Source organism: Salegentibacter sp. 24, from assembly GCF_004362395.1.
GTDB lineage: Bacteria > Bacteroidota > Bacteroidia > Flavobacteriales > Flavobacteriaceae > Salegentibacter.
Map to the genome: position 1 here is coordinate 77,749 of NZ_SNWE01000009.1, position 24,042 is coordinate 101,790.

General features: G+C 37.0%; 20 protein-coding genes and 1 tRNA gene. 12 read left to right on the plus strand and 9 right to left on the minus strand.

The window, feature by feature from the left end:
* Positions 1–2 precede the first annotated feature (2 nt).
* Positions 3–470, minus strand: a complete 468-nt coding sequence (locus tag DET49_RS08315; RefSeq protein WP_133547637.1) for a CYTH domain-containing protein — start codon at positions 468–470, stop codon at positions 3–5.
* Positions 471–1,136: an NAD(P)H-binding protein gene (locus DET49_RS08320; protein ID WP_133547638.1), complete on the minus strand. Its 666-nt coding sequence runs from the start codon at positions 1,134–1,136 to the stop codon at positions 471–473.
* 167 nt (positions 1,137–1,303) lie between these two features.
* On the opposite strand from DET49_RS08320, the gene dinB reads away from it, so the two are divergent.
* Entirely contained in the window at positions 1,304–2,407 is a 1,104-nt protein-coding gene (gene dinB / locus DET49_RS08325) for a DNA polymerase IV (protein WP_262707981.1), read from the plus strand.
* Between the two features lie 48 nt (positions 2,408–2,455).
* Here the strand turns inward: dinB and pyk are convergent, their stop codons facing one another.
* The 5 genes from pyk to DET49_RS08350 all read right to left on the minus strand — a co-directional run bounded on the left by pyk (position 2,456) and on the right by DET49_RS08350 (position 6,738).
* The gene (gene pyk / locus DET49_RS08330) at positions 2,456–3,886 is read right to left on the minus strand and encodes a pyruvate kinase (RefSeq protein WP_133547639.1); all 1,431 of its coding nucleotides are present in this window, start codon (positions 3,884–3,886) and stop codon (positions 2,456–2,458) included.
* On the minus strand, positions 3,886–4,374 hold the full coding sequence (locus tag DET49_RS08335; protein ID WP_133547640.1) for an IPExxxVDY family protein: 489 nt from the start codon (positions 4,372–4,374) through the stop codon (positions 3,886–3,888). The genes pyk and DET49_RS08335 overlap by 1 nt, the downstream gene beginning before the upstream one ends.
* Positions 4,375–4,488: 114 nt before the next feature.
* The gene (gene rnc / locus DET49_RS08340) at positions 4,489–5,220 is read right to left on the minus strand and encodes a ribonuclease III (protein WP_133547641.1); all 732 of its coding nucleotides are present in this window, start codon (positions 5,218–5,220) and stop codon (positions 4,489–4,491) included.
* 11 nt (positions 5,221–5,231) lie between these two features.
* Positions 5,232–6,485, minus strand: coding sequence for a beta-ketoacyl-ACP synthase II (fabF, locus tag DET49_RS08345; protein ID WP_133547698.1), 1,254 nt, complete (start codon positions 6,483–6,485; stop codon positions 5,232–5,234).
* 16 nt (positions 6,486–6,501) lie between these two features.
* Complete coding sequence (locus DET49_RS08350; RefSeq protein WP_013069791.1) at positions 6,502–6,738, minus strand: acyl carrier protein; 237 nt, start codon at positions 6,736–6,738, stop codon at positions 6,502–6,504.
* Between the two features lie 148 nt (positions 6,739–6,886).
* Between DET49_RS08350 and purN the strand changes: the two genes are divergently transcribed.
* The 4 genes from purN (at position 6,887) to DET49_RS08370 (ending at position 10,925) form a co-directional block, all read left to right on the plus strand.
* Positions 6,887–7,486, plus strand: coding sequence for a phosphoribosylglycinamide formyltransferase (gene purN / locus DET49_RS08355; protein WP_133547642.1), 600 nt, complete (start codon positions 6,887–6,889; stop codon positions 7,484–7,486).
* Positions 7,486–7,953, plus strand: a complete 468-nt coding sequence (rnhA, locus tag DET49_RS08360) for a ribonuclease HI (RefSeq protein ID WP_133547643.1) — start codon at positions 7,486–7,488, stop codon at positions 7,951–7,953. Before purN ends, rnhA begins: the two co-directional genes overlap by 1 nt.
* 82 nt (positions 7,954–8,035) lie before the next feature.
* Positions 8,036–8,959 carry a PfkB family carbohydrate kinase gene (locus DET49_RS08365; RefSeq protein ID WP_133547644.1) on the plus strand — a complete coding sequence of 308 codons (924 nt, stop codon included), beginning with the start codon at positions 8,036–8,038 and terminating at the stop codon, positions 8,957–8,959.
* A 67-nt stretch (positions 8,960–9,026) separates the two neighbouring features.
* Positions 9,027–10,925: an amidophosphoribosyltransferase gene (locus DET49_RS08370; protein WP_133547645.1), complete on the plus strand. Its 1,899-nt coding sequence runs from the start codon at positions 9,027–9,029 to the stop codon at positions 10,923–10,925.
* A 453-nt stretch (positions 10,926–11,378) separates the two neighbouring features.
* Here the strand turns inward: DET49_RS08370 and DET49_RS08375 are convergent, their stop codons facing one another.
* On the minus strand, positions 11,379–11,987 hold the full coding sequence (locus DET49_RS08375; protein WP_133547646.1) for a superoxide dismutase: 609 nt from the start codon (positions 11,985–11,987) through the stop codon (positions 11,379–11,381).
* A gap of 165 nt (positions 11,988–12,152) precedes the next feature.
* Between DET49_RS08375 and DET49_RS08380 the strand changes: the two genes are divergently transcribed.
* From DET49_RS08380 to DET49_RS08400, 5 genes are all read left to right on the plus strand, one after another.
* Positions 12,153–15,284, plus strand: coding sequence for a UvrD-helicase domain-containing protein (locus DET49_RS08380; protein WP_133547647.1), 3,132 nt, complete (start codon positions 12,153–12,155; stop codon positions 15,282–15,284).
* Between the two features lie 31 nt (positions 15,285–15,315).
* Complete coding sequence (kbl, locus tag DET49_RS08385; RefSeq protein ID WP_133547648.1) at positions 15,316–16,509, plus strand: glycine C-acetyltransferase; 1,194 nt, start codon at positions 15,316–15,318, stop codon at positions 16,507–16,509.
* A 195-nt stretch (positions 16,510–16,704) separates the two neighbouring features.
* Positions 16,705–18,117, plus strand: a complete 1,413-nt coding sequence (locus DET49_RS08390; RefSeq protein WP_133547649.1) for an OmpA family protein — start codon at positions 16,705–16,707, stop codon at positions 18,115–18,117.
* A 70-nt stretch (positions 18,118–18,187) separates the two neighbouring features.
* Positions 18,188–20,923: a PD-(D/E)XK nuclease family protein gene (locus tag DET49_RS08395; protein WP_133547650.1), complete on the plus strand. Its 2,736-nt coding sequence runs from the start codon at positions 18,188–18,190 to the stop codon at positions 20,921–20,923.
* A gap of 6 nt (positions 20,924–20,929) precedes the next feature.
* A complete protein-coding gene (locus tag DET49_RS08400) occupies positions 20,930–21,838 on the plus strand; it encodes an alpha/beta hydrolase family protein (protein ID WP_133547651.1) in 909 nt (302 codons plus the stop codon).
* Positions 21,839–21,936: 98 nt separating this feature from the next.
* Here DET49_RS08400 and DET49_RS08405 read toward each other — a convergent pair.
* Positions 21,937–22,010, minus strand: a tRNA-Ala gene (locus DET49_RS08405).
* Between the two features lie 71 nt (positions 22,011–22,081).
* On the opposite strand from DET49_RS08405, the gene DET49_RS08410 reads away from it, so the two are divergent.
* On the plus strand, positions 22,082–22,588 hold the full coding sequence (locus tag DET49_RS08410) for a GNAT family N-acetyltransferase (RefSeq protein WP_133547652.1): 507 nt from the start codon (positions 22,082–22,084) through the stop codon (positions 22,586–22,588).
* Positions 22,589–22,668: 80 nt separating this feature from the next.
* A complete protein-coding gene (locus DET49_RS08415; protein ID WP_133547653.1) occupies positions 22,669–23,997 on the plus strand; it encodes an MATE family efflux transporter in 1,329 nt (442 codons plus the stop codon).
* The last annotated feature ends 45 nt before the right edge of the window (positions 23,998–24,042 follow it).

The following is a 24,042-nucleotide window of genomic DNA, read 5'->3' on the forward strand; positions in this document are numbered from 1 at the left end:
ATTTACCATCTTTTGTAAGGATTTTCACTTAACTGAGAATTATAGTATTTTATTTCTCCCGTTACTTCCTTTCCCAACCAATGAGGTTTTTGAAAGGCATCGGTTTCCTGATTCAATTCGATTTCTGCTACGGTTAACCCTTCATTTTCTCCGTAAAATTCGTCAATTTCAAAAACAAAATCACCTGCTTTTACCAAATACCGGGTTTTCTCTATAATCCCCGGTTCGCATAGATCAAATAAGGCTTCAGCTTCATTTCTATCTATTTCCTTTTCCCACTCAAATCGGGTGAGTCCGTTTTTAGTCGATTTCCCTTTTATGGTTAAAAAAGCCTTATCGTCTGTCATCCTCAGGCGAACCGTTCTTTGAGGATCTTTATTTAAAAAACCCTGTTTTATATGAAAATTCTTAAAAGCTTCCTTTTTATAATCCTTTGAAACCACCAGGTATTTACGTTCGATTTCCTGCATCTAATTATTGTGTGCTATATTTTTAATTTCATCTGACGGAATCCTTTGTATGTCTAATTCTTTTGAATTAGCTATAGCTACCATCGCCCTGGCAATACTTTCAGCTGAAATAGATTTATATTTTCGCATGGTTCCTAGAAAAAATGGATTGATAAAATTGAGCATTACCTTGCCAATTTTCTCAAAGCTTCTACTTTCCTTACGTTCACCCGTAATAAGCGAAGGTTGCAAAATGTAAGTGTGCTTAATTTCCTGCTCCAAAACTTCCTTTTCCATCTTCCCCTTGGTTCGATTATAAAAAACCCGACTCTTTGGATTTGCACCAAGTGCCGAAACCACTAAAAAAGTATCTATCTTGTTTTCTTTACAAAGTTTTGCAGCTGTGACCGGGATTCCTCGATCTATCATAGTGTAGGTTTGGTGGTCCGGTGTTTTACTCTTAGTGGTGCCCACGCAACAAAAGACTTCGTCAGCACTGAATATATCTCTATAATCTTCCAGTTTGAAAAGATCTATTAAATGTTCGTCGATTTTAGAATGTTTAATTTCGACGGAGTTTCTTGAGAAAAGCTTGATTTTATCATACCTATTGTCTTCTAGTAATTGCTGAAGTAACATCCCTCCGGTAAGGCCGGTAGCGCCCAAAATTATTGCTGTTTTTGGCATTATATTTATTTTTTGATCGGTTAATATATGTCTGAATCAACAACATTATCTTTCAATAATTAATATAAACAAAATAAATTGCACCGGTTAGTGCCCTAACGAAACTTTAAGAAAGCCTGAGCACTTCGAAAATATAAAACCTAGACATGTTTCTTTAACTTTGCAAAGTGAATGAAAAACTTTCCAGTCGAAAAATTATTCATATAGATATGGATGCATTCTACGCCTCGGTGGAGCAACTTGATAATCCCGAATTAAGAGGTAAGGCCATTGCTGTGGGCGGAAGTTCACAAAGAGGCGTTGTAAGTGCTGCTAGTTACGAAGCGCGAAAATTTGGCGTTAAAAGTGCTATGAGCAGTGTAATTGCCAAACGTAACTGCCCGCATCTGATCTTTGTTAAGCCACGTTTTGAACGTTACCGCGAAATCTCGCAATCTATAAGGGAAATTTTCTTTGAATACACAGATCTTGTGGAGCCACTTTCTTTAGATGAAGCCTATCTCGATGTGACCGAAAACAAAAAAGGAAATCCCAGTGCGAGCCTTATCGCCAAGGAAATCAGGGAGAAAATTAAGGAGAAAACTGGTTTAAATGCTTCGGCGGGGATTTCAATTAACAAATTTATCGCTAAAATTGCGAGTGATTTCAATAAGCCTAATGGACAAAAAACGGTTAATCCGGAAGAAGTTGAACAGTTTTTAGAAACTTTAGATATCCGTAAATTTCACGGAGTCGGAAGAGTTACGGCCGAGAAAATGTATATGCTAGGTATTTTTACCGGAAAAGATCTTAAAAAAAAATCTCAGGAATACTTAACTGAAAAATTTGGCAAAAGTGGAGCGCATTATTACAACGTGGTACGCGGTATACATTTAAGTGAAGTCAAGCCGAACCGTATAAGAAAATCGCTTGGTGCCGAACGCACATTTAATGAAAATATCTCTTCGGAAATATTTATGCTGGATCGCCTTGAAAATATCGCTGAAGAAATAGAACGCAGACTTAAGAAAAATAAAGTCGCAGGGAAGACCGTTACCCTGAAAATAAAATACAGTGATTTCACCTTACAAACCAGAAGTAAAACCATCTTGTTCTATATTTCTAGTAAAGAACTTATTTTAGAAAACGCCAGGGAATTATTGTACCAGGAAAAAATGAAAAATTCAGTGAGGCTTTTAGGAATCTCCCTGTCCAACCTAAATACCGAAGGGAACGCACAGAAATTAGCAGAAGAAAAGAAAATAGAAGTTCAATTAAGGTTTGAATTTTAAGTAAGCCACGAGAATGAATTATATTCGTGGCTTACTAATATAATTTGGTTATTCTATTTCGGAAACCCTTAAAGTATTTACCATGCCTTTGTCCCCGATTGGCATCGCTGCAAGGTTAATAGCAAAGTCGCCTTTTTCTACAAAATCTTTCTCTTTTGCTATTCGGTTGATATCATCAATAGTTTCATCGGTACTTACGAACTTATCATAATGAAAGGCTTTCACCCCCCATAACAAACTAAGTTGAGATAAAATCCTGTTGTTGGATGTAAAGACCAGAATATGAGCTTCTGGTCGCCAAGCGGAGATTTGAAAAGCAGTATAACCACTATTGGTTAGTGTACAAATCGCTTTGGCTTTAATTTCGTTGGCCATATGGGCAGCATGATAACATACAGCTTTGGTTATATATCGGTTTGTACGAACGTGTGGCGGATCGTGAGGAACTTTAATCAAAGGTGAGTTCTCTACAGTTTCTAAAATCTGGGTCATCTTTTGAATTACCTGAACGGGGTACTGTCCTACTGAAGTTTCTCCACTAAGCATTACGGCATCAGCGCCATCCATTACCGAGTTTGCAACATCGTTAACCTCGGCCCTTGTAGGTGTAAGACTGGTTATCATCGTCTCCATCATTTGGGTTGCAATAATTACTGGAATTCTTGCTTTCTTAGCGGTAAGCACAAGTTTTTTCTGTATAAGTGGAACTTCCTGTGCAGGAATTTCTACTCCTAAATCTCCACGAGCTACCATTAGTCCGTCACAATATGCTACGATCTTATCAATATTGGCCACACCTTCGGGCTTTTCGATTTTAGCAATAATCGGAATTTTATATTCACTGTGCTTTTTTATCAAATCCTGAAGTTCCTTTAAATCTTCAGCGTGACGAACAAATGAAAGCGCCATCCAATCCACTTGCATTTCGCAAGCAAAAATAGCATCTTTGACGTCCTTTTCGGTTAAAGCAGGAAGAGAAATGTTTGTATTGGGAAGGTTTACACCTTTTTTAGATTTTAAAGGTCCGCCCTGAACAACCTTGGTTTTTACTTCATCTTTTTTATTTGTGCTAACTACTTCAAAAATTAGCTTTCCGTCGTCCAGAAGGATACGCTCTCCCGGTGATACATCTTTGGGAAAAGTCTCGTAATTCATGTAAACACGTTCTGCGGTACCTTTAAATTCCTTTCCAGTAGCAAAAATAATTTCATCTCCTTCTGAAACTACCACTTCATCTTTCATTACCCCAACGCGTAATTTTGGTCCTTGCAAATCTCCTAGGATTGCGGCATTGTATCCTTTTTCCTTGTTCAGATCCCTGATCATTTTTATGCGCTCTCTTACGTCATCATAATTGGCGTGGGAGAAATTAACTCTAAAAACGTTTACTCCGGCCTGGAGCATTTTATCTAAAGTTTCTTTGGAACTTGTTGCTGGACCTAAGGTAGCAACAATTTTAGTTTTCTTATCTGTTGGCATTATTCAAAAATTAAATTTTGTTTGGATTTCAATAACTCTGTGTCAATATTATAAACAGCTCTAACTTGTGGTATCTGGCTTATGGTATTAACAAGCCTATTGAGGTCTTTTTGACTAAGTTCCTCGTCTATTTTAAGAAAGAAATCTACCTTTTTATATTCAGGCACCAGGTTAACCTGTAAAGGTCTAACCTCTTCTTCTTCAAATAGAGAACCCGAACTTAATATTTTTTTGGGTTCTCCTTTAAATTTGTTAGCAACCAGGTGATACGACCGGAAATTTGCCTGATCCTTAAAGGAATAATGGGCGTAGTATGCTTCTACCGATTTATGGTTGAAGTCTATATCCCTACGTTCTCTTTTTAATTGAAGTTTGAGATACTTATTTAATAAATAAGCCATCTTGTATTCTTCTAAATCACCATACAGTGCTATTAAGCCAAATTCATCTTCTTCAACATCTTCCAACAGCGTTTTATGCAATAGCATAGACTTCTAATTTAAGGTTAAAGATAAGATAAGATTGAGAAAAATGAAGCTTTAAACTCTCAAAACTTCATATTTATCTACGAAAACGTTATAGTTTACGCTAATTCCTCAATTTTATGTGATTTTATTTTGAAGTGCATAATAAGCCCTTTTTGCAGTTTTTTCTTCAGCCTTCTTTTTTGAGGTAGCTCTAGCTTTTGCTACTACTTTATCATCTAAACGAAGTTTTACAGCAAAATGCTTCACCTCATCATTTCCGGTATCCTCATAAACTTCAAAATCGAACTCCCTTTTTTCCTTTTGGCACCATTCTATAAATAGGCTTTTATAGCTTATGACCTGGCCTTCTAATTGTTCGATATCTACATAAGGATCTATTACCCTTTCAAAAATAAAACGCTTGCAATATTTGTAGCCTCTATCTAAGTAGATGGCGCCAATCAAAGCCTCGAATAAATTTCCGTGAATATTTGCTCCAAATTGATCTTTTGAAATGCTAGTTTGAACGTGATCTATAAGTTTAAGATCTTTTCCAAGTTCATTTAAATGTTTGCGGCTAACTATTTTAGACCGCATTTTTGTTAGGTAACCTTCGTTACCTCCTGGAACTGCCTTAAAAAGATGGGAGGCAATTACAGCACTTAACATAGCATCTCCTAAAAACTCCAGGCGCTCGAAACTTATAGCATTACCCCTTTCATCTTTAATATTCAGAGAACGATGAGTAAAGGCTTTACGATAGTGTAAAATATTCCTGGGTTTAAATCCCAGTATTTTAGTTAACACAGAAAAAAAATTCCCGCCTTTATCAGAACGGGAATTTAATATATTTCGAAGAACACCCATAATACATTCGGTTATTCATCAAATTTTTTAAATAATACACAAGCATTGTGACCTCCAAATCCAAAGGTATTGCTCATTACAACCTTTACATCACGTTTTTGAGCTTTGTTTAGCGTAAGGTTCAAATCTGGATCAATGTTCTCATCTCTATGTTGGTGGTTAATAGTAGGTGGTACTATTCCGTGTTTCATAGACAGAATTGCCGAAATTGCTTCCACGGCTCCTGCAGCCCCAAGTAGGTGTCCCGTCATAGATTTTGTAGAATTGATATTCATGGTTTTAGCGTGATCACCAAAAACCTTGCTTATCGCTTTGAGTTCGGCAACATCACCTAGTGGCGTAGAAGTTCCATGTGTGTTTATGGCGTCTACATCCTCAGGTTTCATTTCTGCGTTTCTAAGACAATTTTCCATCACTGCAACCACTCCATTTCCTTCGGGATGTGGTGCTGTCATATGGTAAGCATCAGAAGATAAACCTCCTCCAAGAACTTCAGCATAAATTTTGGCTCCCCTGGCTTTTGCGTGTTCGTATTCTTCAAGAATAAGCGTTCCAGATCCTTCTCCTAAAACGAATCCATCTCGAGTAGCATCAAAAGGTCTTGAGGCTGTTTCGGGATTATCATTTTGAGTAGAAAGAGCATGCATGGCATTAAAGCCACCCATACCAGCCATGGTAACCGCTGCTTCAGAACCTCCGGAAACAATAATATCACTATGTCCCAGCCTAATATTATTCAGCGCATCTATCATAGCATTCGCTGCTGATGCACAGGCTGAAACAGTAGTATAATTTGCCCCCATAAATCCGTGACGAATAGAGATATTACCTGGGGCAATATCTGCAATCATCTTAGGAATAAAGAAAGGATTAAACCTTGGCGTACCATCTCCCGTAGCGAAGTTTATCACCTCGTTTTGGAAAGTTTCCAATCCGCCAATTCCGGCCCCCCATATCACACCAACACGATACTTATCTACAGTATCCAGGTTGATGCCGGAATCTTTTATCGCTTCATCTGAAGCAACAATGGCATATTGGGCAAACCTGTCCAGCCTTCTGACTTCTTTTCGGTCAAAGAAGTCCAGCGGGTCAAAATTTTTGAGTTCACAAGCGAATTTGGTTTTGAATTTTTCAGTATCGAAATAGGTAATAGGTGCACCACCACTTTTTCCGGCTACTAAAGCCTCCCAATATTCTTCAATATTGTTACCAATGGGGGTTAGGGCTCCCAGGCCCGTTACTACAACTCGCTTTAACTCCATATGGTCTATACTCTTTTTATTTTTTTGCGTCTTCAATATAAGAAATTGCCTGACCTACTGTGGCAATATTCTCAGCCTGGTCATCAGGAATCTGGATGTCGAACTCTTTTTCAAATTCCATGATCAATTCCACAGTGTCCAATGAATCAGCACCCAGGTCATTTGTGAAGCTCGCTTCGTTTACAACCTCGTTCTCGTCAACACCTAACTTGTCAACGATTATCGCTTTTACTCTTGATGCAATGTCTGACATAATACTTTTATTTTAATTTTGATTAGGAGGCAAAAATAAAAAACTTTATTTTAAAACCGATTTTTACTTTAAAAATGTGATTGTAATTTACATAAATTTAGTTGAAAGGACTTAATTTTACATTCTAATAATTGTTAACAAGCTTATTTTGAGCATTCCAACACATAACGTACAAAAAAAAATAGTTGTCTTTGCCTCCGGTTCAGGTACAAATGCAGAAAATATCATAAAATATTTTCAAAAATCCCATGATGCCAGGGTGGTAGCGGTTTTCTCGAATAAAAGATCAGCAAAAGTGCTCCAAAGAGCACACGATCTAAATGTTAAAGCCCTTTATTTTGATCGCGATGCACTATACAATAGTTATGATGTTCTGCATATTTTAGAGGATATAAATCCAGATTTAATTGTTTTAGCCGGATTTATGTGGATTTTTCCCAAAGACATTTTAAAACGTTTTCCTAACAGGATCGTAAATATACATCCTGCACTTCTTCCAAAATATGGTGGAAAAGGAATGTACGGTATGAACGTTCACGAAGCCATTATTCGGAATAAAGAGAAAGAAAGCGGCATAAGCGTTCATTATGTAAATGAAAATTATGATGAGGGTGAAGTGATTTTTCAGACGAAAACAGAAATTTCAGAAGAAGATACGCCTGAAACCCTTGCAGAAAAGATCCATAAGCTCGAGTACAAACACTTTCCAGAGATTGTCCAGCAATTACTTCAAAAGAAATCGCAATAGTGCAAACAGCCCAGGTACACATTTACACCGATGGCGCCGCTAGAGGCAATCCCGGTCCTGGCGGTTACGGTATTGTCATGGAGTGGGTAGGAAAAGCCTACCGCAAAGAATTTGCAAAAGGTTTTAAATATACCACCAATAACAGGATGGAATTGCTCGCTGTGATTGATGCCCTTAAAAAGTTAAAAAAACCGGGGGTTTCTGCAATCGTTTTTACCGACTCAAAATATGTAGCTGATGCAGTAAACAAAAAATGGGTCTTTGGCTGGGAAAAGAAAAATTTTAAAGATCGAAAGAACACCGATCTCTGGATAGAATTTCTTAAAGAATTTCGCAAGCATAATGTAAGTTTTAGGTGGATAAAAGGACATAATGATCATCCACAAAACGAACGTTGTGATGCTTTGGCTGTGGCTGCCTCAAAAGAAAAAAAACTTTTAATAGATCAAGGTTTTCATCAAAGCTAAAACGAACCGTCTATTTAAGTAATTTTGATTGAGCCCTTGAAAAACAAACTGTATATTTGCATCACATTTTTCAAAACAAATTATGAGTAAATTACTGATTGTAGGCACTGTAGCCTTCGATGCTATTGAAACCCCATTTGGAAAAACCGATAAAATTCTTGGAGGCGCAGGAACCTATATTGGACTTTCGGCCTCACAGTTTAATGTAGACAGTGCAGTAGTGTCCATTGTTGGAGACGACTTCCCACAAAAATACCTGGACCTTCTAATCAAACACAATATAAATATTGATGGAATTGAAGTGGTTCCCGGAGGAAAAACCTTCTTTTGGAGCGGACGATACCACAATGATTTAAATTCCAGAGATACCCTAGATACACAATTAAATGTACTGGCGGATTTTAACCCAGTGGTACCAAATCAATATAAGGATGCAGAAATAGTAATGTTAGGTAACTTACATCCTTTGGTTCAACTTAGCGTTTTGGAACAAATTAAATCTCCCAAACTAGCTATCCTGGATACTATGAATTTCTGGATGGATAACGCCCTGGAAGATTTGATGAAAGTGATAAATAAAGTAGATGTGATTACCATTAACGATGAAGAGGCTAGACAACTTTCGGGTGAATATTCTTTGGCAAAAGCTGCTAAAAAAATCGCCAAGATGGGTCCAACATATGTCGTAATTAAAAAAGGAGAACACGGCGCATTATTATTCCATAAAGAACAAGTATTTTTTGCTCCTGCCCTTCCGTTAGAGGAAGTTTTTGACCCTACCGGGGCGGGTGATACTTTCGCCGGAGGTTTTGCAGGATATCTTGCCAAAACCGGAGATATTAGTTTTGAGAATATGAAAAACGCGATTATATATGGTTCCAACCTCGCTTCCTTTTGCGTAGAGAAATTTGGAACCCAAAGGATGGAGGAATTATCCGGCGATGAAGTTAATTCACGCCTGGAAGAGTTTAAGAAATTAACTCAATTTGAAATAGCATTAACCTAAACCTATGCCCTGAATTTTCAGGGCATTTTTTATATAAAGACGGAATAAAATCCGCTAAGTATTTACTATGAGTGACGCCCTAAAACACGAATGTGGAATTGCCCAAATACGGTTGCTGAAACCTCTTGAATTCTATAAAAAAAAGTATGGAACTGCCTTTTATGGAATTAACAAAATGTATTTGATGATGGAAAAACAGCATAACCGCGGACAGGATGGTGCCGGTTTTGCCAACATCAAATTAAATACCGCTCCCGGAGATCGTTATATAAGTCGAATTAGATCCAATGCAGCACAACCGATTCAGGATATTTTCGAGCAGATCAATGGCAGAATTAACCAGGAGATAAAAGCTAACCCTGAATTTGCTGATGATGTTTCTTTGCAAAAAAAGAACCTTCCTTATGTAGGAGAGGTTTACCTAGGACATGTTCGCTATGGAACTTTCGGGAAAAATAGTATAGAAAGCGTGCATCCATTCCTTCGCCAGAATAACTGGATGCACCGAAACTTAATTGTTGCGGGAAATTTTAACATGACTAATGTCAATCAACTATTCAACAACCTGGTAGAGCTAGGGCAGCATCCAAAGGAAAAGGCCGATACCGTTACCGTAATGGAAAAAATTGGTCACTTTTTAGATTCTGAAGTTCAAAAACTATATAAGAAATTAAAAAAGAAAGGTTTTTCAAAAGTATCAGCTTCGCCCATAATAGCTGAGAAACTGAATGTTGCAAAAATCCTTAGAAAATCGTCTAAAAACTGGGATGGTGGATACGCCATGGCCGGTTTGCTGGGTCATGGTGATTCTTTTGTATTACGTGATCCTGCAGGCATACGTCCTGCCTATTATTATAAAGATGATGAAGTTGTAGTGGTTGCTTCCGAAAGACCGGTCATTCAGACCGCTTTCAATGTAGATTTTAATGATGTTCACGAACTTCCACCGGGACATGCTATTATTACCAAAAAAAGTGGCGAGGTTAATATCAAACAAATACTGGAGCCTTTAGAGCGAAAAGCTTGTTCCTTTGAACGCATTTATTTCTCGCGCGGAAGCGATGCCGAGATCTATAAAGAACGAAAAATGCTTGGCCGTTTATTGATGCCCGAAGTATTAAAATCTATAAACCACGATACGATAAATACAGTTTTTTCCTTTATTCCTAATACGGCTGAAACAAGTTTCTACGGAATGGTTGAAGCCGCACAGGATGAATTAAACAAACAGAAAAACGACGCCATCCTTGCCGAAAAAGATACTTTGACTGATGCACGACTTCAAGAGATTTTAGCGCATCGCTTGCGCACCGAAAAAATTGCGATTAAAGATGTTAAGCTCAGGACTTTTATTACTGAAGATAGCAGCAGGGATGATCTTGTGGCACACGTTTATGATGTGACATACGGTGTGGTAAAACCAGAAGATAGTCTGGTAATTATAGATGATAGTATTGTTAGGGGAACTACATTGAAGAAAAGTATCATTAAAATGCTGGACAGGTTAAATCCAAAGCAAATAGTGGTAGTTTCATCGGCCCCTCAAATTCGTTATCCAGATTGTTACGGGATTGATATGGCGAGACTAGAAGATCTTGTAGCCTTTCAGGCAGCCCTTGAACTCCTAAAGGATAGGGGGCAATATGATATTGTAGAAAAGGTATACGAAAAATGTAAAATCCAGGTAGATCTTGCCGATGTGGAAGTGAAAAATTTCGTTAAAGAAATCTACGAACCTTTTACAGATGAACAAATTTCCGATAAGATTTCAAAATTACTTTGTGATATCGATGTGAAAGCAGATGTAAAGGTAATCTACCAAACAGTAAATAATTTACATAAAGCCTGTCCTAAAAACCTCGGTGACTGGTATTTCACAGGGGATTACCCCACCTTTGGAGGGAACCGGGTAGTTAATAGAGCTTTTATAAATTTTTACGAAGGAAATGAAGGAAGAGCCTATTAAGTGCTTTTAAACAAATAATTATGCCTTTCGTCTAAAATGATTCCTGGAAGGAATATATTTATTTACATTAGCATTACCATAAACATAAGTAGGTTAAGTTCATGGTAGATTTGGGGCAAAAAAAGGTGGATCTAAAAATCCGCCTTTTTTTATTCTTAATTAATTCCTCCTGCTAAATTCTCACATTTCAAGGTCATTGATCTTAATTTTTCTTACACTCTTTTTTGATTTTTAATACTTTAACAAATAATGGTGCCTTTGGTCTAAAAAAGTTGTCGGTTAGAAACATTCCTATTACTTTAGAAGTACCATAACATAAGTAGGTTAAGTTCATGGTAGATTTGGGGCAAAAAAAGGTGGATCTAAAAAAATCCGCCTTTTTTTATTTCAGATTCAGACATAAAAAAGACCGCCATCAGGACGGTCTTTATTATATAAAGGAACTACAAATAATTATTTCTGCTTGGCATATCTGCTTCCAACTTCTTTCCAATCTATTACATTAAAGAAAGCTTCAATATAATCAGGACGACGATTTTGGTAGTTTAGATAATAAGCATGTTCCCAAACATCAATACCTAAAATAGGAGTTCCTCCACAGCCAATTCCAGGCATTAAAGGATTATCCTGGTTGGCAGTAGAACAAACTTCTACTTTTCCACCTTCGTGAACACAAAGCCAAGCCCATCCAGAACCAAACTGTCCGGCAGCTGCTTTAGAAAATTCATCTTTAAAAGCTTCAAAAGAACCGAATGCGTTATCTATTGCTTTTGCAAGATCGCCTTCTGGTTTTCCTCCACCGTCTGGAGACATGATCTCCCAAAATAATTTGTGATTATAAAACCCACCACCGTTGTTTCTAACAGCTGTATTAGACTTATCAAGATTTTCCAGAATATTTTCAATGGTTTTTCCTTCCAGATCAGTGCCTTCAATAGCTGCATTCAATTTTTTAGTATAACCAGCGTGGTGTTTGCCATGGTGAATTTCCATGGTTTTCGCATCTATATGTGGTTCTAATGCATCAAATGCATATTTTAACTTTGGTAACTCAAAAGCCATTTGTATATATTTTTTAGTGATTAGTAATAAATTCACTCAAATTTAGGTATTAAGCCATTTAATAAAAACAATTTAGTGTTATAAAATACTTAAAAGCCTCAGTATAGAACAAAAGTTTTTTATTTTATCTTTAAAAACTATAATCTTCTTAAAACACTAAGCTTCTTGACTAATAATTTCATCATTTACAATGCTTCAGCAGGATCTGGGAAAACCTTCACCTTGGTAAAAGAGTATTTACTTCTATTATTTAAAAGCAATAAAGTTGATGCTTATAAAAACATCCTCGCAATTACCTTTACCAACAAGGCAGTGGATGAAATGAAATCGAGGATTATTAGCAGTTTGAGAGATTTTACTGAACAAGAAACCTCATCAACTACTAATCCACTTTTTAAAATTATAGCTAAAACTACAGGACTTAAAGATGGGGATCTTAAAACGAAAGCTGCAAAGATCCTGAAAAGCATAATTCATAATTACGCGGCTTTTGAAGTTTCCACTATAGACGGTTTCACCCACAGGGTGCTTAGAACTTTCGCCAAGGACCTGGGTTTACCAGTCAATTTTGAAATCTCATTAAACACGAGGCAAATTCGGATGGAAGCTGTAGACCGCCTTATTAGTAAAGCAGGAACTAATAAAGATCTCACTAAAGTACTTGTCGCTTTTGCCATAAGTAAAACCGACGATGATAAAAGCTGGGATATAACGAAAGACCTTTTTGAGATATCTGAATTACTCATTGGCGAAAACCATCAAGAGGCGCTAAAAAAACTTCAGGGAAAAACTACTGAAGATTTCCAAAACTTTAAAGAAAAGATACGTTCAGAAATTAACAAAACCCAAGCGCTAATTACAGAAAGCAGCCACGAGTTTTTTGAACTAACTGCAAACAATCATATTGAGGAAAAAGATTTCAGCGGTGGTTATGTTTACAAGCATTTTATAAAGTTAAGAGATCAAAAACCGATTGACGGTTTTGAAAAATCCTGGATGCTAAAGCTTGAAAGCGCCCCCCTTTACGCCAAATCAAATAAAAATCAGGCTGTTAAAGAGGCCCTGGATCGTATTCAATCTATAATTGTGAGTCTTTTTGAGATTTCAAAAAGAGCTTATATAAACCTGGAATTTTTAAATTCAATTAAAAAGCACCTTACTCAACTTTCTTTGCTTAATGCTATAAATAAAGAAGTGGAACTCATAAAAAAGGAACGCAACCTTATTCTAATTTCCGAATTTAATCCAAAAATTAGTGCGCAGGTAAAAGACCAACCGGCACCCTTTATTTATGAACGGCTTGGAGAGCGCTATCAAAATTATTTTATAGACGAATTTCAAGACACCTCCCAAATGCAGTGGGAAAACCTGATTCCACTCATTGACAACAAGCTTTCGTCTGAAAATATTGAGGGTCCAGCCAGTGTGATGCTGGTCGGAGACGCCAAGCAATCTATTTACAGATGGCGTGGCGGAAAAGCAGAACAATTTATAGACCTTTGCTCAGATACCAACCCCTTTAGTATTGAAAAGCGTGTTGAAAATTTACCAGATAATTACCGAAGCGGAAGCCAGATTGTGAATTTTAATAACAGTTTATTTAAATATGCGGCTGGCACTTTACAACATCCGGCTTATGCCCATTTATTTAAGGAAAGTGGACAGAATCCGAAAAAAGGAGATTTTGGGTATGTAAATATCGAATTTATCGAATCCGAAAATACTGCTGAAGAACACGAAATTTACCCCGAAAGAATTCTGAAAATTATCCAAAATTTGGAAAATGAGAAATTCAAAAAGGGAGATATCTGCATTCTAACTCGCAAAAAGAAAGAAGGTGTGAACATTGCGAGTTTCCTAAGTGAGAACAATATTCCTGTGGTTTCTTCGGAAACCCTCCTGGTCGCTAATTCACCCGAAGTAAATTTTATCGCTTATTTATTGGAATTTTCAATAAGGCCTAATGACAACACTTTAAAACTGGAGCTATTTAACTTACTGGCCGATTTATTGAAAATAGAAAACCGCTACCCCATTATTTCGGCTAATTTAAACAAAGATGGTAAGGCCTTTCTAAATTGGTTAAAAGCGTATGATATTGGTTTTGATCTTGATGAAATAAGAGGTCTTTCTGTTTTCGAGGCGGCAGAATATATTATTCGAAGCTTCTCATTGGTAGAAACTTCCAATGCCTACGTACAATTCTTTCTCGATTTTATATTTGAAAGCACCCAAAAAGCAACCGCAGGCACATCCGATTTTATTGATCTATGGCATGAGGAAAAAGAAAGTTTAAGCATTGTAGTCCCAAAGGCGGAAGATGCGGTACAGATAATGACTATTCATAAATCCAAAGGCCTGGAATTTCCGGTAGTGATTTATCCTTACGCAAACTCCGATTCAAAAAGCACTAAATTGGATTCGCTTTGGTTGCCTATGAATCCGCCCCTGGATGCAATTCCTATGAATTACTTAAACGCCACAGATAAAATGCTGCATTGGGGCCCAGAGGCTTCAGAGATATATACTGAATTAGTTCATCAAAAGGAGCTCGATACTTTGAATGTTCTTTATGTAGCCTGTACTCGGGCTTCCCAACAGTTATATTTGTTGAGCAAAAGGGAAATAGATGCAAAAGGCATTGAAAAAGCTTATAAAACCTCCGGTTTATTAATAGGTTTTCTAAAAGAAATTGGAAGATGGGATGCCAATGTCAACAGTTATGAATTTGGGGAAATTGGAACCCCCAGGCACGCTGAAAAAACACATTTAGAAAATATTACCTCGGAAAAATTTTATTCCTCAGCAACACAAAATCAGGCGGTAAACATCGTAACTAAATCCGGAATGCTTTGGGACAGTAGGCAGGAAGAAGCGATTGAAAAAGGAGAAATTCTTCATGAATTACTGGCGCAAATAGATTTCAAAGACCAGGTTAAAACCGTTGTCGCTCTGGCAGTAAAAGATGGTATTATCATTAAGGACTCTGCTGAAAAGATCGAAAAATTACTTACCGAGATCACCAATCATCCGCAGCTTTCAAAATTTTATTCCCAGGGAGCAATAAGTTATAACGAACGTGATATCCTGACTCCCGAAGGAAAAAGATTAAGACCTGATAGAATTAATTTTACGGCGAACACCGTAGATATAATAGACTATAAAACCGGAAAGTTCGACGCCTCTCATGAAGTACAAATTAATAGCTATGCCACGATTTTAAAAGATATGGGTTATAGTATAGGTAGTAAAAATCTTGTTTATACAAATAAAGCGCTTAAAGTGCGCCTTGTTTAAAAGAAATGTAAGTTTGTAAAAAATAGAAATTATGTACGGAAAGATAAAAGACCATTTACAAAAGGAACTCAAACAAATTGAAGAAGACGGGCTTTTTAAAAAAGAAAGAATTATAACCGGTCCTCAGGATGCAGTAATCAAAATTTCTACCGGACAGGAAGTGATTAATTTCTGTGCCAACAACTATTTAGGATTATCATCTCATCCAGAGGTTATAAAAGCGGCAAAGGAGACCATGGACTCCCACGGATTTGGAATGTCTAGCGTTAGATTCATATGCGGAACCCAGGATATCCATAAGGAACTGGAGCAAAAAATCGCCGATTTCTACGGTACAGAAGACACTATTCTTTATGCCGCTTGTTTTGACGCCAACGGCGGAATTTTTGAACCTCTTTTAACCAAGGAAGATGCAATAATATCAGATTCACTAAACCATGCCTCCATTATTGATGGTGTGCGATTATGCAAGGCCGCAAGATACCGCTATCAAAACGGTGATATGGTGGATCTGGAAAAACAACTTAAAGAAGCTAACGAAAAAGGAGCCAGGTTTAAACTAATTGTAACCGATGGTGTTTTCTCCATGGACGGACTTGTGGCTCCACTGGATAAAATTTGCGACCTGGCAGATAAGTATGATGCTCTAGTGATGATAGATGAATGCCACGCTACCGGATTTATTGGAGAAAAAGGTATTGGGACCCTGGAGGAGAAGGGCGTTATGGATCGCGTAGATATCATTACCGGAACATTAGGAAAAGCACTTGGTGGCGCTATGGGTGGTTATACCACGGCTAAAAAAGAAATTATAGAGTTACTCAGACAGCGTTCAAGACCTTATTTATTTTCAAACTCCCTTGCGCCCTCGATTGTGGGCGCCTCAATAAAGGTTTTTGATATGTTGAAAAATGATAATAGCCTTCGCGAAAAATTAAAATCTAATACCCAGTATTTCAAACAAGGAATTAAAGATGCTGGATTTGATATTATTGATGGAGAATCAGCTATTGTTCCGGTAATGCTTTATGATGCCAAGTTATCTCAAAAAATGGCAGAAAGATTATTGGAGGAAGGGATTTATGTTATTGGATTCTTCTATCCCGTAGTTCCAAAAGAAAAAGCAAGAATAAGAGTTCAGTTGTCAGCGGCTCATAAAAAAGAGCATTTAGATAAAGCTATACAGGCATTTATCAAGGTTGGTAAAGAATTGGAAGTAATTTAAAGTTAACATCGTTAAAGCCAGACAAGTTAAGAACGAAAAAATAACTTAAATTATTAGTTTACAAATCTTAAAAAACGCTCAAAAACGCCATTATTCAAGGGTTTATTAAGAAAACTTTATTATTTTATGCTTTGTCGATAAGCTTTAACAGTCTACTTTTGTTAACAATTAACACTTAAAACTAAACTATTGAATATGAAACATCTTAGCAAAATTTTATTCGCTACAATGTTGGTTCTGGGCATTACTTCGGTAAGCGCACAGGATGCTAACAATCCCTGGTCTATTGGGGTTCAAACCAATGCGGTAGATTTCTATCCCACTGGTGAAGATGCCCCATTAGGAGGAACTTTTGACGAGTACTTTAATACTGGAGATCACTGGAACTTCTTACCGTCTGTATCAAGATTAACAGTTGGTCGTTATATCGGCGGTGGTTTTGTGTTTGAACTTGCTGGTTCTGTAAATCAGATTGAACAATATGGTGATATGAATGTTCCACAAATGGCATATTATGCTGTAGACGGTACTTTTAATTATAGCTTAAGAGCCCTGCTTAATGATGGTTGGCTTGACCCTGTAGTTGGTATTGGTGGTGGTTACACAAGCATTGCCGATAATGGTGATTTTCCAATATCAGATCTTAATGCAGCCACACTTAACGGTAAGGTAGGGGTGAACTTTTGGTTTACAGACAATATTGCATTAACACTGGAGTCAAACTACAAACATGTTTTTGATGTTGATGGTGCAACTCACTTTCAACATGCTGGTGGTGTGAAATTTATGTTCGGTGGAACCGACTCTGATGGGGATGGAATCTATGATAAAGATGATGAATGTCCTGAAACACCAGGTCTACCAGAATTTAACGGATGTCCTGATACCGATGGTGACGGAATTGAAGACCGTATGGATGAATGTCCTGAAGAAGCTGGTTTAGCTGAATTTGACGGATGTGCTGATACAGACGGTGATGGAATTGCTAATCCTGATGATGAATGTCCAGAAGTAGCCGGATTGGCTGAACTTAACGGATGTCCTGATGCAGATGGTGATGGAGTTGCTGACGGCGATGATGATTGTCCTAATGAAGCTGGTCCTGTTGAAAACGACGGATGTCCTTACGAAGATATGGATGAAGATGGCGTTTTAGATAAGGACGATGAATGTCCGGAATTAGCTGGACCTGCCGCAAACGACGGATGTCCAGAGCCAGATGTAGCCATTATTACTGAATTGAATGAATACTCTCAAACGGTATTGTTCGATCTTAACAAAGCTACCATTAGAGAGGAATCTGAAGATGCTTTAGAGGCTATCGCAGAAATTATGAACGAATATCCAAATACAATTTTCCATATAGAAGGTCATACAGATAGTACTGGTAGCGCTGAATACAACGAAGAATTATCTCGTGAGCGTGCTGAATCAGTAGAACTTTGGTTGGAAGAAAATGGTGTGCCAAGCAGCAGATTAACTTCTGAAGGTTATGGTGAAACAAGACCAATTGCTACTAACAATACTGCAGCTGGAAGACAGGAAAACCGTAGGGTTGAAATTTCTTTGGATAAGAACAAAGAAGTTAAAGATTCTTCTATGGAGTAAGCTGATAATTTCTTAAATAAATATTCTATAAAAACGTCTCGGATCCCGGGGCGTTTTTTATTTTTATCCTATGGTATCTTTTATTTCAGAAGTTCTTAAGGAACTCATTTCTTCCGAAGAAAACATTTCAGAAACTATTTTTATTCTGCCTAGCAAACGAGCAGGAAGTTTTTTGCTTAGAGAACTCTCCTTATTAAATAAAAAAAACTTATTTGCTCCGAAGGTTTATAGTATTGAGGAATTTACCGAGGTAATTTCTAAGGTCAAAACAGTGGACAATACAATCACCTTATTCGAATTTTACAATACCTATAAAGGCTTGACCCCCGTTGAAGAACAGGAAAATTTTGAAACCTTCACCGCCTGGGCACAAAGCCTAATCCACGATTTTAATGAGATTGATCGTTATTTAATCGATTATAAAAAGTTCTTTAATTACTTAGCCGAAATCCAGGACTTAAAACATTGGTCAATCCAGGAGCCCAAAACAGAACTCATCAACAATTATTTGGCTTTTTGGAAAAGTCTACCCAATTATTACGAAGCATTAAAGAATCAGTTACTTTCCAAAAGCACAGGTTATCAGGGTCTAATTTACCGTCTTGCTTCTGAAAATATTGCAGATTACGCTCTCCTCCATTCAAATAAACATGTTTTTATTGGTTTTAATGCACTAAATGCATCAGAACAGAAAATTGTTCAGCATTTGCTGGAAAAGAATCAGGCTGAGGTTTTTTGGGATCTTGATGAAGTTTTTTTGAAAGATCCTCAACACGAGGCTTCACTTTTTATAAATCAATATTTGAAAGACTGGCCTGTTTATAGGAATAAACAGCCAAAATTAAAAATAGACCAATACAGCAAACCCAAAAATATTCAAATTACCGGTGTTCCGAAAAACGTAGGTCAGGCTAAATATTTAGGAGAATTACTAGCTAACTTCGATGAAAAAGCACTTCAGGAAACAGCGGTGGTTCTGGGAGAGGAAGATCTATTATTACCGGTTTTAAACAGTTTGCCGCCCAATGTGAAAGATTTAAATATCACGATGGGGTTTCCTCTCAAAAATGCACCAATCGCTTCGCTTTTTGACCGCCTGTTTCAGATTCATCAAAATACAGCAACAACGTATTATTATAAAGATGTGATCTCGGTAATCAACCATCCTGCTTTAAACGAAATCTTAGATCAGGAAAGTGAATTTTTTATTGAAAAAATTCAAAGGGAAAACTCGGTAAACCTTTCGGAAAAAGACATTATAATCTCTTTTTCTGAAGAAGCAAACCCTTTAATAAAAGCTTGCTTTAATAGCTGGAATGATTCTCCGGGGAAAGCATTAGCAGCTTTTCAGGAAATTATTACCGAGATTAAAATTCAGCTAAAACACAGCAAAAATAAGCTTGGTTTAGAATTTTTATATCATTTCCATGTACTATTCAACAAACTGGAAAACCTCAATAGCAACTATCCGCATTTAAAAACCGTAAAATCGCTTTACCAGTTCTATAAAGAATTGATTAGTACCCAAAGTCTGGATTTTCAAGGACGTCCATTTAAAGGCTTACAACTTATGGGAATGTTGGAATCAAGAGCCTTAGATTTTAAGAATGTGATTATTTGCTCCGTGAACGAGGGGGTTTTACCTTCTGGAAAATCAGGAAGTTCCTTTATTCCATTTGATTTAAAACAAACCTATAAATTGCCCACCTACAAAGAAAAAGACGCGGTTTATACATATCATTTTTACCGTTTATTGCAACGTGCTTCAAATATTCATTTACTTTATAATACAGAAACCGATGGTTTAAATTCTGGTGAAAAAAGCAGGTTTCTCACACAGCTGGAGATAGAAAAACAATCTGCACATCAATTGAAACACGTAACGGTAAGCCCAAAAGTCCCTTCGATTAAAAATGAACTTCGGGAAGTCATAAAAACACCGGAGATTATGGAGAAACTAAAATCTCTTGCTGGATACGGCTTCTCCCCGTCTGCTTTAACTTCCTACATTAGAAATCCAATAGATTTTTATCAACAATACGTTTTAGAAGTAGGTGACCGGGAAGAGGTTGAGGAAACAGTGGCATACAATACTTTGGGAACTGTGGTACACGACAGTCTTGAAAAGTTCTATAAACCCCTTGAGAATAAACTATTAACCCCAGAAGACATTAAGGCTTTCAAAATGAGGGTTGAGGAAGAGATAAGGCTTCAGTTTAAACGATCTTATATGGATGGCCCTGTAAATCAGGGAAAAAACTTACTGATTTTTGAAGTGGCCAAACGCTATCTACGCAATTTTCTAAACCTTGAACTAGAGCGCCTTAAAATCGAGAAGATTAAAATCCTAAAAATTGAGGAAAATTTAAAATCTGAAATTAAGATAGAGAAGCTTGATTTTCCGATATTTATGCGCGGAAAAGTTGATCGCGTAGAGAATACCAACGATGTCATCAGGATTATTGACTATAAAACCGGGAAGGTCACACAAGATAAAATGGAAATTGTAGATTGGGAAAATCTGACTTCAGATTACGATAAATACAGCAAAAGTTTTCAAGTACTGGCTTACACTAAAATGATGATAGACCAAAATTTGCTCAGTTTACCGCTTGAAGCAGGCGTCATTTCATTCAAGAATTTAAAAAGCGGATTTCTGAAATTCGCCAAAAAAGACAAACCGCGAGCAAAAAATAAAGAAACCGCCATTGATGAGGCAATTCTTGAAGCATTTGAGGTAAAATTAAAGAAATTAATTACCGAAATTTGCGATCCAGAAATTCCGTTTAAAGAAAAAGAAATTTAAAAGCCTATGGAAATTACTAAAAGAACTAACCTTACAATTGATGGGAAACATAATAAACCCATCCTTATTGATCTGATTTTTAATGACGATAAAAAACCAAAGCCAATAGTGATTTTCTGTCACGGTTATAAAGGTTTTAAAGATTGGGGCGCTTGGGACAAAATGGGAGAATTTTATGCCGAAAAAGGCTATTTTTTTGTGAAATTCAATTTCTCACACAATGGCACTTCTCCTGAAAGTCCAACTGAATTTCTAAATATTGAAGCCTTTGGAGATAATAATTACATCAAGGAGTTAGATGATTTACAATCTGTTATAGATTGGGTATTAACTCCAGATTTTAATGAGGCACAACAAATAGACGCGACAAGTATCAATTTAATTGGTCACTCTCGCGGGGGTGCAATTGCAATCATTAAAGCCGCTGAGGAAGAAAGAATTGATAAATTAATAACCCTTGCCGCAGTAAGTGATTTTGCTTCACGTTTTCCAAAGGAAAAGGAACTTGAAGCCTGGGAAAAAAAAGGCGTACAATATATAAAGAACACCAGAACGGGACAGCAATTACCGCATCATTACCAGTTTTATAGAAATTTTAGAGAGAATAGAGAGCGATTAAATATTCAAAAGTCCACCAAAAAACTAGATATACCTCACTTTATTGCTCACGGTAGTAATGACACCACGGTTTCCATTGCTGATGCTGGAAATTTATTTGAGTGGAGTGCGATCTCAAAATTATTACTAGTCGAAAATGCCGATCATGTTTTTGGTATTTCCCACCCCTGGAATAAAAACGAATTAACAAAAGAATTTCAGCATGTTCTCAACAGAACTTCCGAGTTTTTGGCTGCCAGCGTTCAGGATTTAAAAGATGAATATCTGGATAATGATGAAGCTAATTCTGATTCGTAATCTTATTGAAAAGTTTATACGGAAAACTGTCTTTATTGAATTTTAAGACAGTTTTTTTGTTTTTAGACACAAAAAAACCACCGCGAACGGTGGCTTTGTGGAGAATATCGGAGTCGAACCGATGACCTTTTGGCTGCCAGCCAAACGCTCTAGCCAGCTGAGCTAATCCCCCAATAGGAAGGCAAATGTAATAATTTTCTGTAAATTCCAACACAAACTTTTATTTATTATTTCCAAATAAAAATGATTAGAAAAGCAGTTCCACACGATATTGACCAAATCAAAAAACTAACTGAAGCCTGTGCTGTGGCCCTTGAGAAGCAAAATATTTTCCAGTGGAATAGTAATTATCCTTCGCGGGAGAAGCTTAAAGAGGATATTCTTAGAGAAGAATTGTTCGTTTACGAATTAAAGCATTGTATTATCGCAATAATGGTACTTACCCCGAACATGGATAAAGTATATCACCACATAAACTGGCTTACCGAAACAAATAAAAATCTATACATCCACAGGCTGGCTACACATCCCGAATACTGGGGACAGGGTTATGCCAGGAAATTGATGGATTATGCTGAGGAAATTGCAGAAAACCAAAAATTCACTTCTGTAAGACTAGATACCTTTAGTGAAAATCTTCGAAATCAAACATTTTATAACAAACGAGGTTATAAAAAACTTGGCGATGTCTATTTTCCACATAAGAATGAAGCGGCCTTTCATTGCTACGAAAAACCAATAGGTAAATAGAACAAAAATCTAAAATAATTAAAACTTCCATTAGTCTTATTACAAAGCCTTCTATATTTGCTGCTGTAAATTAAACAGGTTTGGAATCATCCGTTAGTTTTCGAAATATAAACAGTATCGCCATTCCTGCCATTATCGCTGGAATCGCCGAACCTTTGATCTCTTTGACCGATATCGCTGTAATTGGAAACGTGGAGAAAAACTCGGTAGAAGCTCTTGCAGCTGCAGGTCTTGTTGGGTCTTTTCTTTCTGCTATAATTTGGATTGTAGCTCAGACTAAAACCGCAATTTCTGCCATTGTTTCCCAACACCTAGGAGCTAACCGAATTCATGCAGTAAAAACGCTTATTCCGCAGGCCATATACTTTAATTTTGTCTTCAGTCTGGTAATATATTTTACTACCGCTCTTTTTGCTCAGGCAATCTTCAGCGCCTACAATGCTGAAGGTTTAATTCTGCGTTATTCCGAGGAATATTATCAAATTCGTGCGCTAGGATATCCGTTAACTTTGGTGACTTTTGCCATTTTTGGTGTCTTTCGTGGGCTCCAGAATACACTTTGGGCTATGAAATGTAGTCTAGCGGGTGCCGCAGTAAATGTTGTTCTGGATTTCCTCCTGGTCTACGGTATTGAGGGACTTATTCCTGCTTTACATCTTAAAGGTGCTGCTTATGCCAGCCTTGCAGCACAAGCAACAATGCTTATAATGGCATTATGGTTTTTTTACAAAAAAACCCCCTTTCATTTAAAACTAAGTTTTGTAATTAACCCGCGCTTAAAAGGGCTGCTACTTATGGCCGGTAATCTATTTGTTAGAACTGCGGCTTTAAATTTTGCCATCTATTTGGCAAATGCCTACGCTACCGATTACGGAAAAAACTATATCGCTGCCCAAAGTATTTTGATGAATATATGGCTGTTTTTTAGCTTCTTTATTGATGGTTATGCTAATGCTGGAAACGCAATTGGTGGAAAACTTCTCGGTGCCAGAGACTACAGAAATTTATGGCAGCTCAGTAAAAAAATAAGCAAATATGCTGTGTTGATCGCATTTATGTTAATTGTCATGTGCGTATTTTTCTATAATCAAATTGGCATGGTTTTTAACAAAGACATGGCGGTGCTGGCATTATTTTCATCAGTGTTTTGGATTGTATTGCTAATGCAACCAGTAAATGCTATAGCATTTATGTTTGATGGTATTTTTAAGGGTCTTGGAGAAGCAAAATACCTTAGAAACTTACTTCTTGTGGCCACTTTTCTTGGCTTCACTCCTGCTCTGTTGATTTCTGATTATTTCGGATTAAAACTCCATGGAATCTGGCTTGCCTTTTTTGTATGGATGCTAATTCGAAGTGTAGGCTTAGTGATTAAATTCCGAAGGAAATACTTACACAAAGAAGTCTGATTTTTTCGGTTTAGTCTCCCTGGGTCCTTTTTAGCTTATATTTAA

Bases quoted from the DNA above. Each gene is read 5' to 3' on its own strand.
- DET49_RS08315 (WP_133547637.1), bottom strand. From the start codon at position 470: ATGCAGGAAATCGAACGTAAATACCTGGTGGTTTCAAAGGATTATAAA.
- DET49_RS08320 (WP_133547638.1), bottom strand. From the start codon at position 1,136: ATGCCAAAAACAGCAATAATTTTGGGCGCTACCGGCCTTACCGGAGGG.
- pyk (WP_133547639.1), bottom strand. From the start codon at position 3,886: ATGCCAACAGATAAGAAAACTAAAATTGTTGCTACCTTAGGTCCAGCA.
- DET49_RS08335 (WP_133547640.1), bottom strand. From the start codon at position 4,374: ATGCTATTGCATAAAACGCTGTTGGAAGATGTTGAAGAAGATGAATTT.
- rnc (WP_133547641.1), bottom strand. From the start codon at position 5,220: ATGGGTGTTCTTCGAAATATATTAAATTCCCGTTCTGATAAAGGCGGG.
- fabF (WP_133547698.1), bottom strand. From the start codon at position 6,485: ATGGAGTTAAAGCGAGTTGTAGTAACGGGCCTGGGAGCCCTAACCCCC.
- DET49_RS08350 (WP_013069791.1), bottom strand. From the start codon at position 6,738: ATGTCAGACATTGCATCAAGAGTAAAAGCGATAATCGTTGACAAGTTA.
- DET49_RS08365 (WP_133547644.1), top strand. From the start codon at position 8,036: ATGAGTAAATTACTGATTGTAGGCACTGTAGCCTTCGATGCTATTGAA.
- DET49_RS08370 (WP_133547645.1), top strand. From the start codon at position 9,027: ATGAGTGACGCCCTAAAACACGAATGTGGAATTGCCCAAATACGGTTG.
- DET49_RS08375 (WP_133547646.1), bottom strand. From the start codon at position 11,987: ATGGCTTTTGAGTTACCAAAGTTAAAATATGCATTTGATGCATTAGAA.
- kbl (WP_133547648.1), top strand. From the start codon at position 15,316: ATGTACGGAAAGATAAAAGACCATTTACAAAAGGAACTCAAACAAATT.
- DET49_RS08390 (WP_133547649.1), top strand. From the start codon at position 16,705: ATGAAACATCTTAGCAAAATTTTATTCGCTACAATGTTGGTTCTGGGC.
- DET49_RS08395 (WP_133547650.1), top strand. From the start codon at position 18,188: ATGGTATCTTTTATTTCAGAAGTTCTTAAGGAACTCATTTCTTCCGAA.
- DET49_RS08400 (WP_133547651.1), top strand. From the start codon at position 20,930: ATGGAAATTACTAAAAGAACTAACCTTACAATTGATGGGAAACATAAT.
- DET49_RS08410 (WP_133547652.1), top strand. From the start codon at position 22,082: ATGATTAGAAAAGCAGTTCCACACGATATTGACCAAATCAAAAAACTA.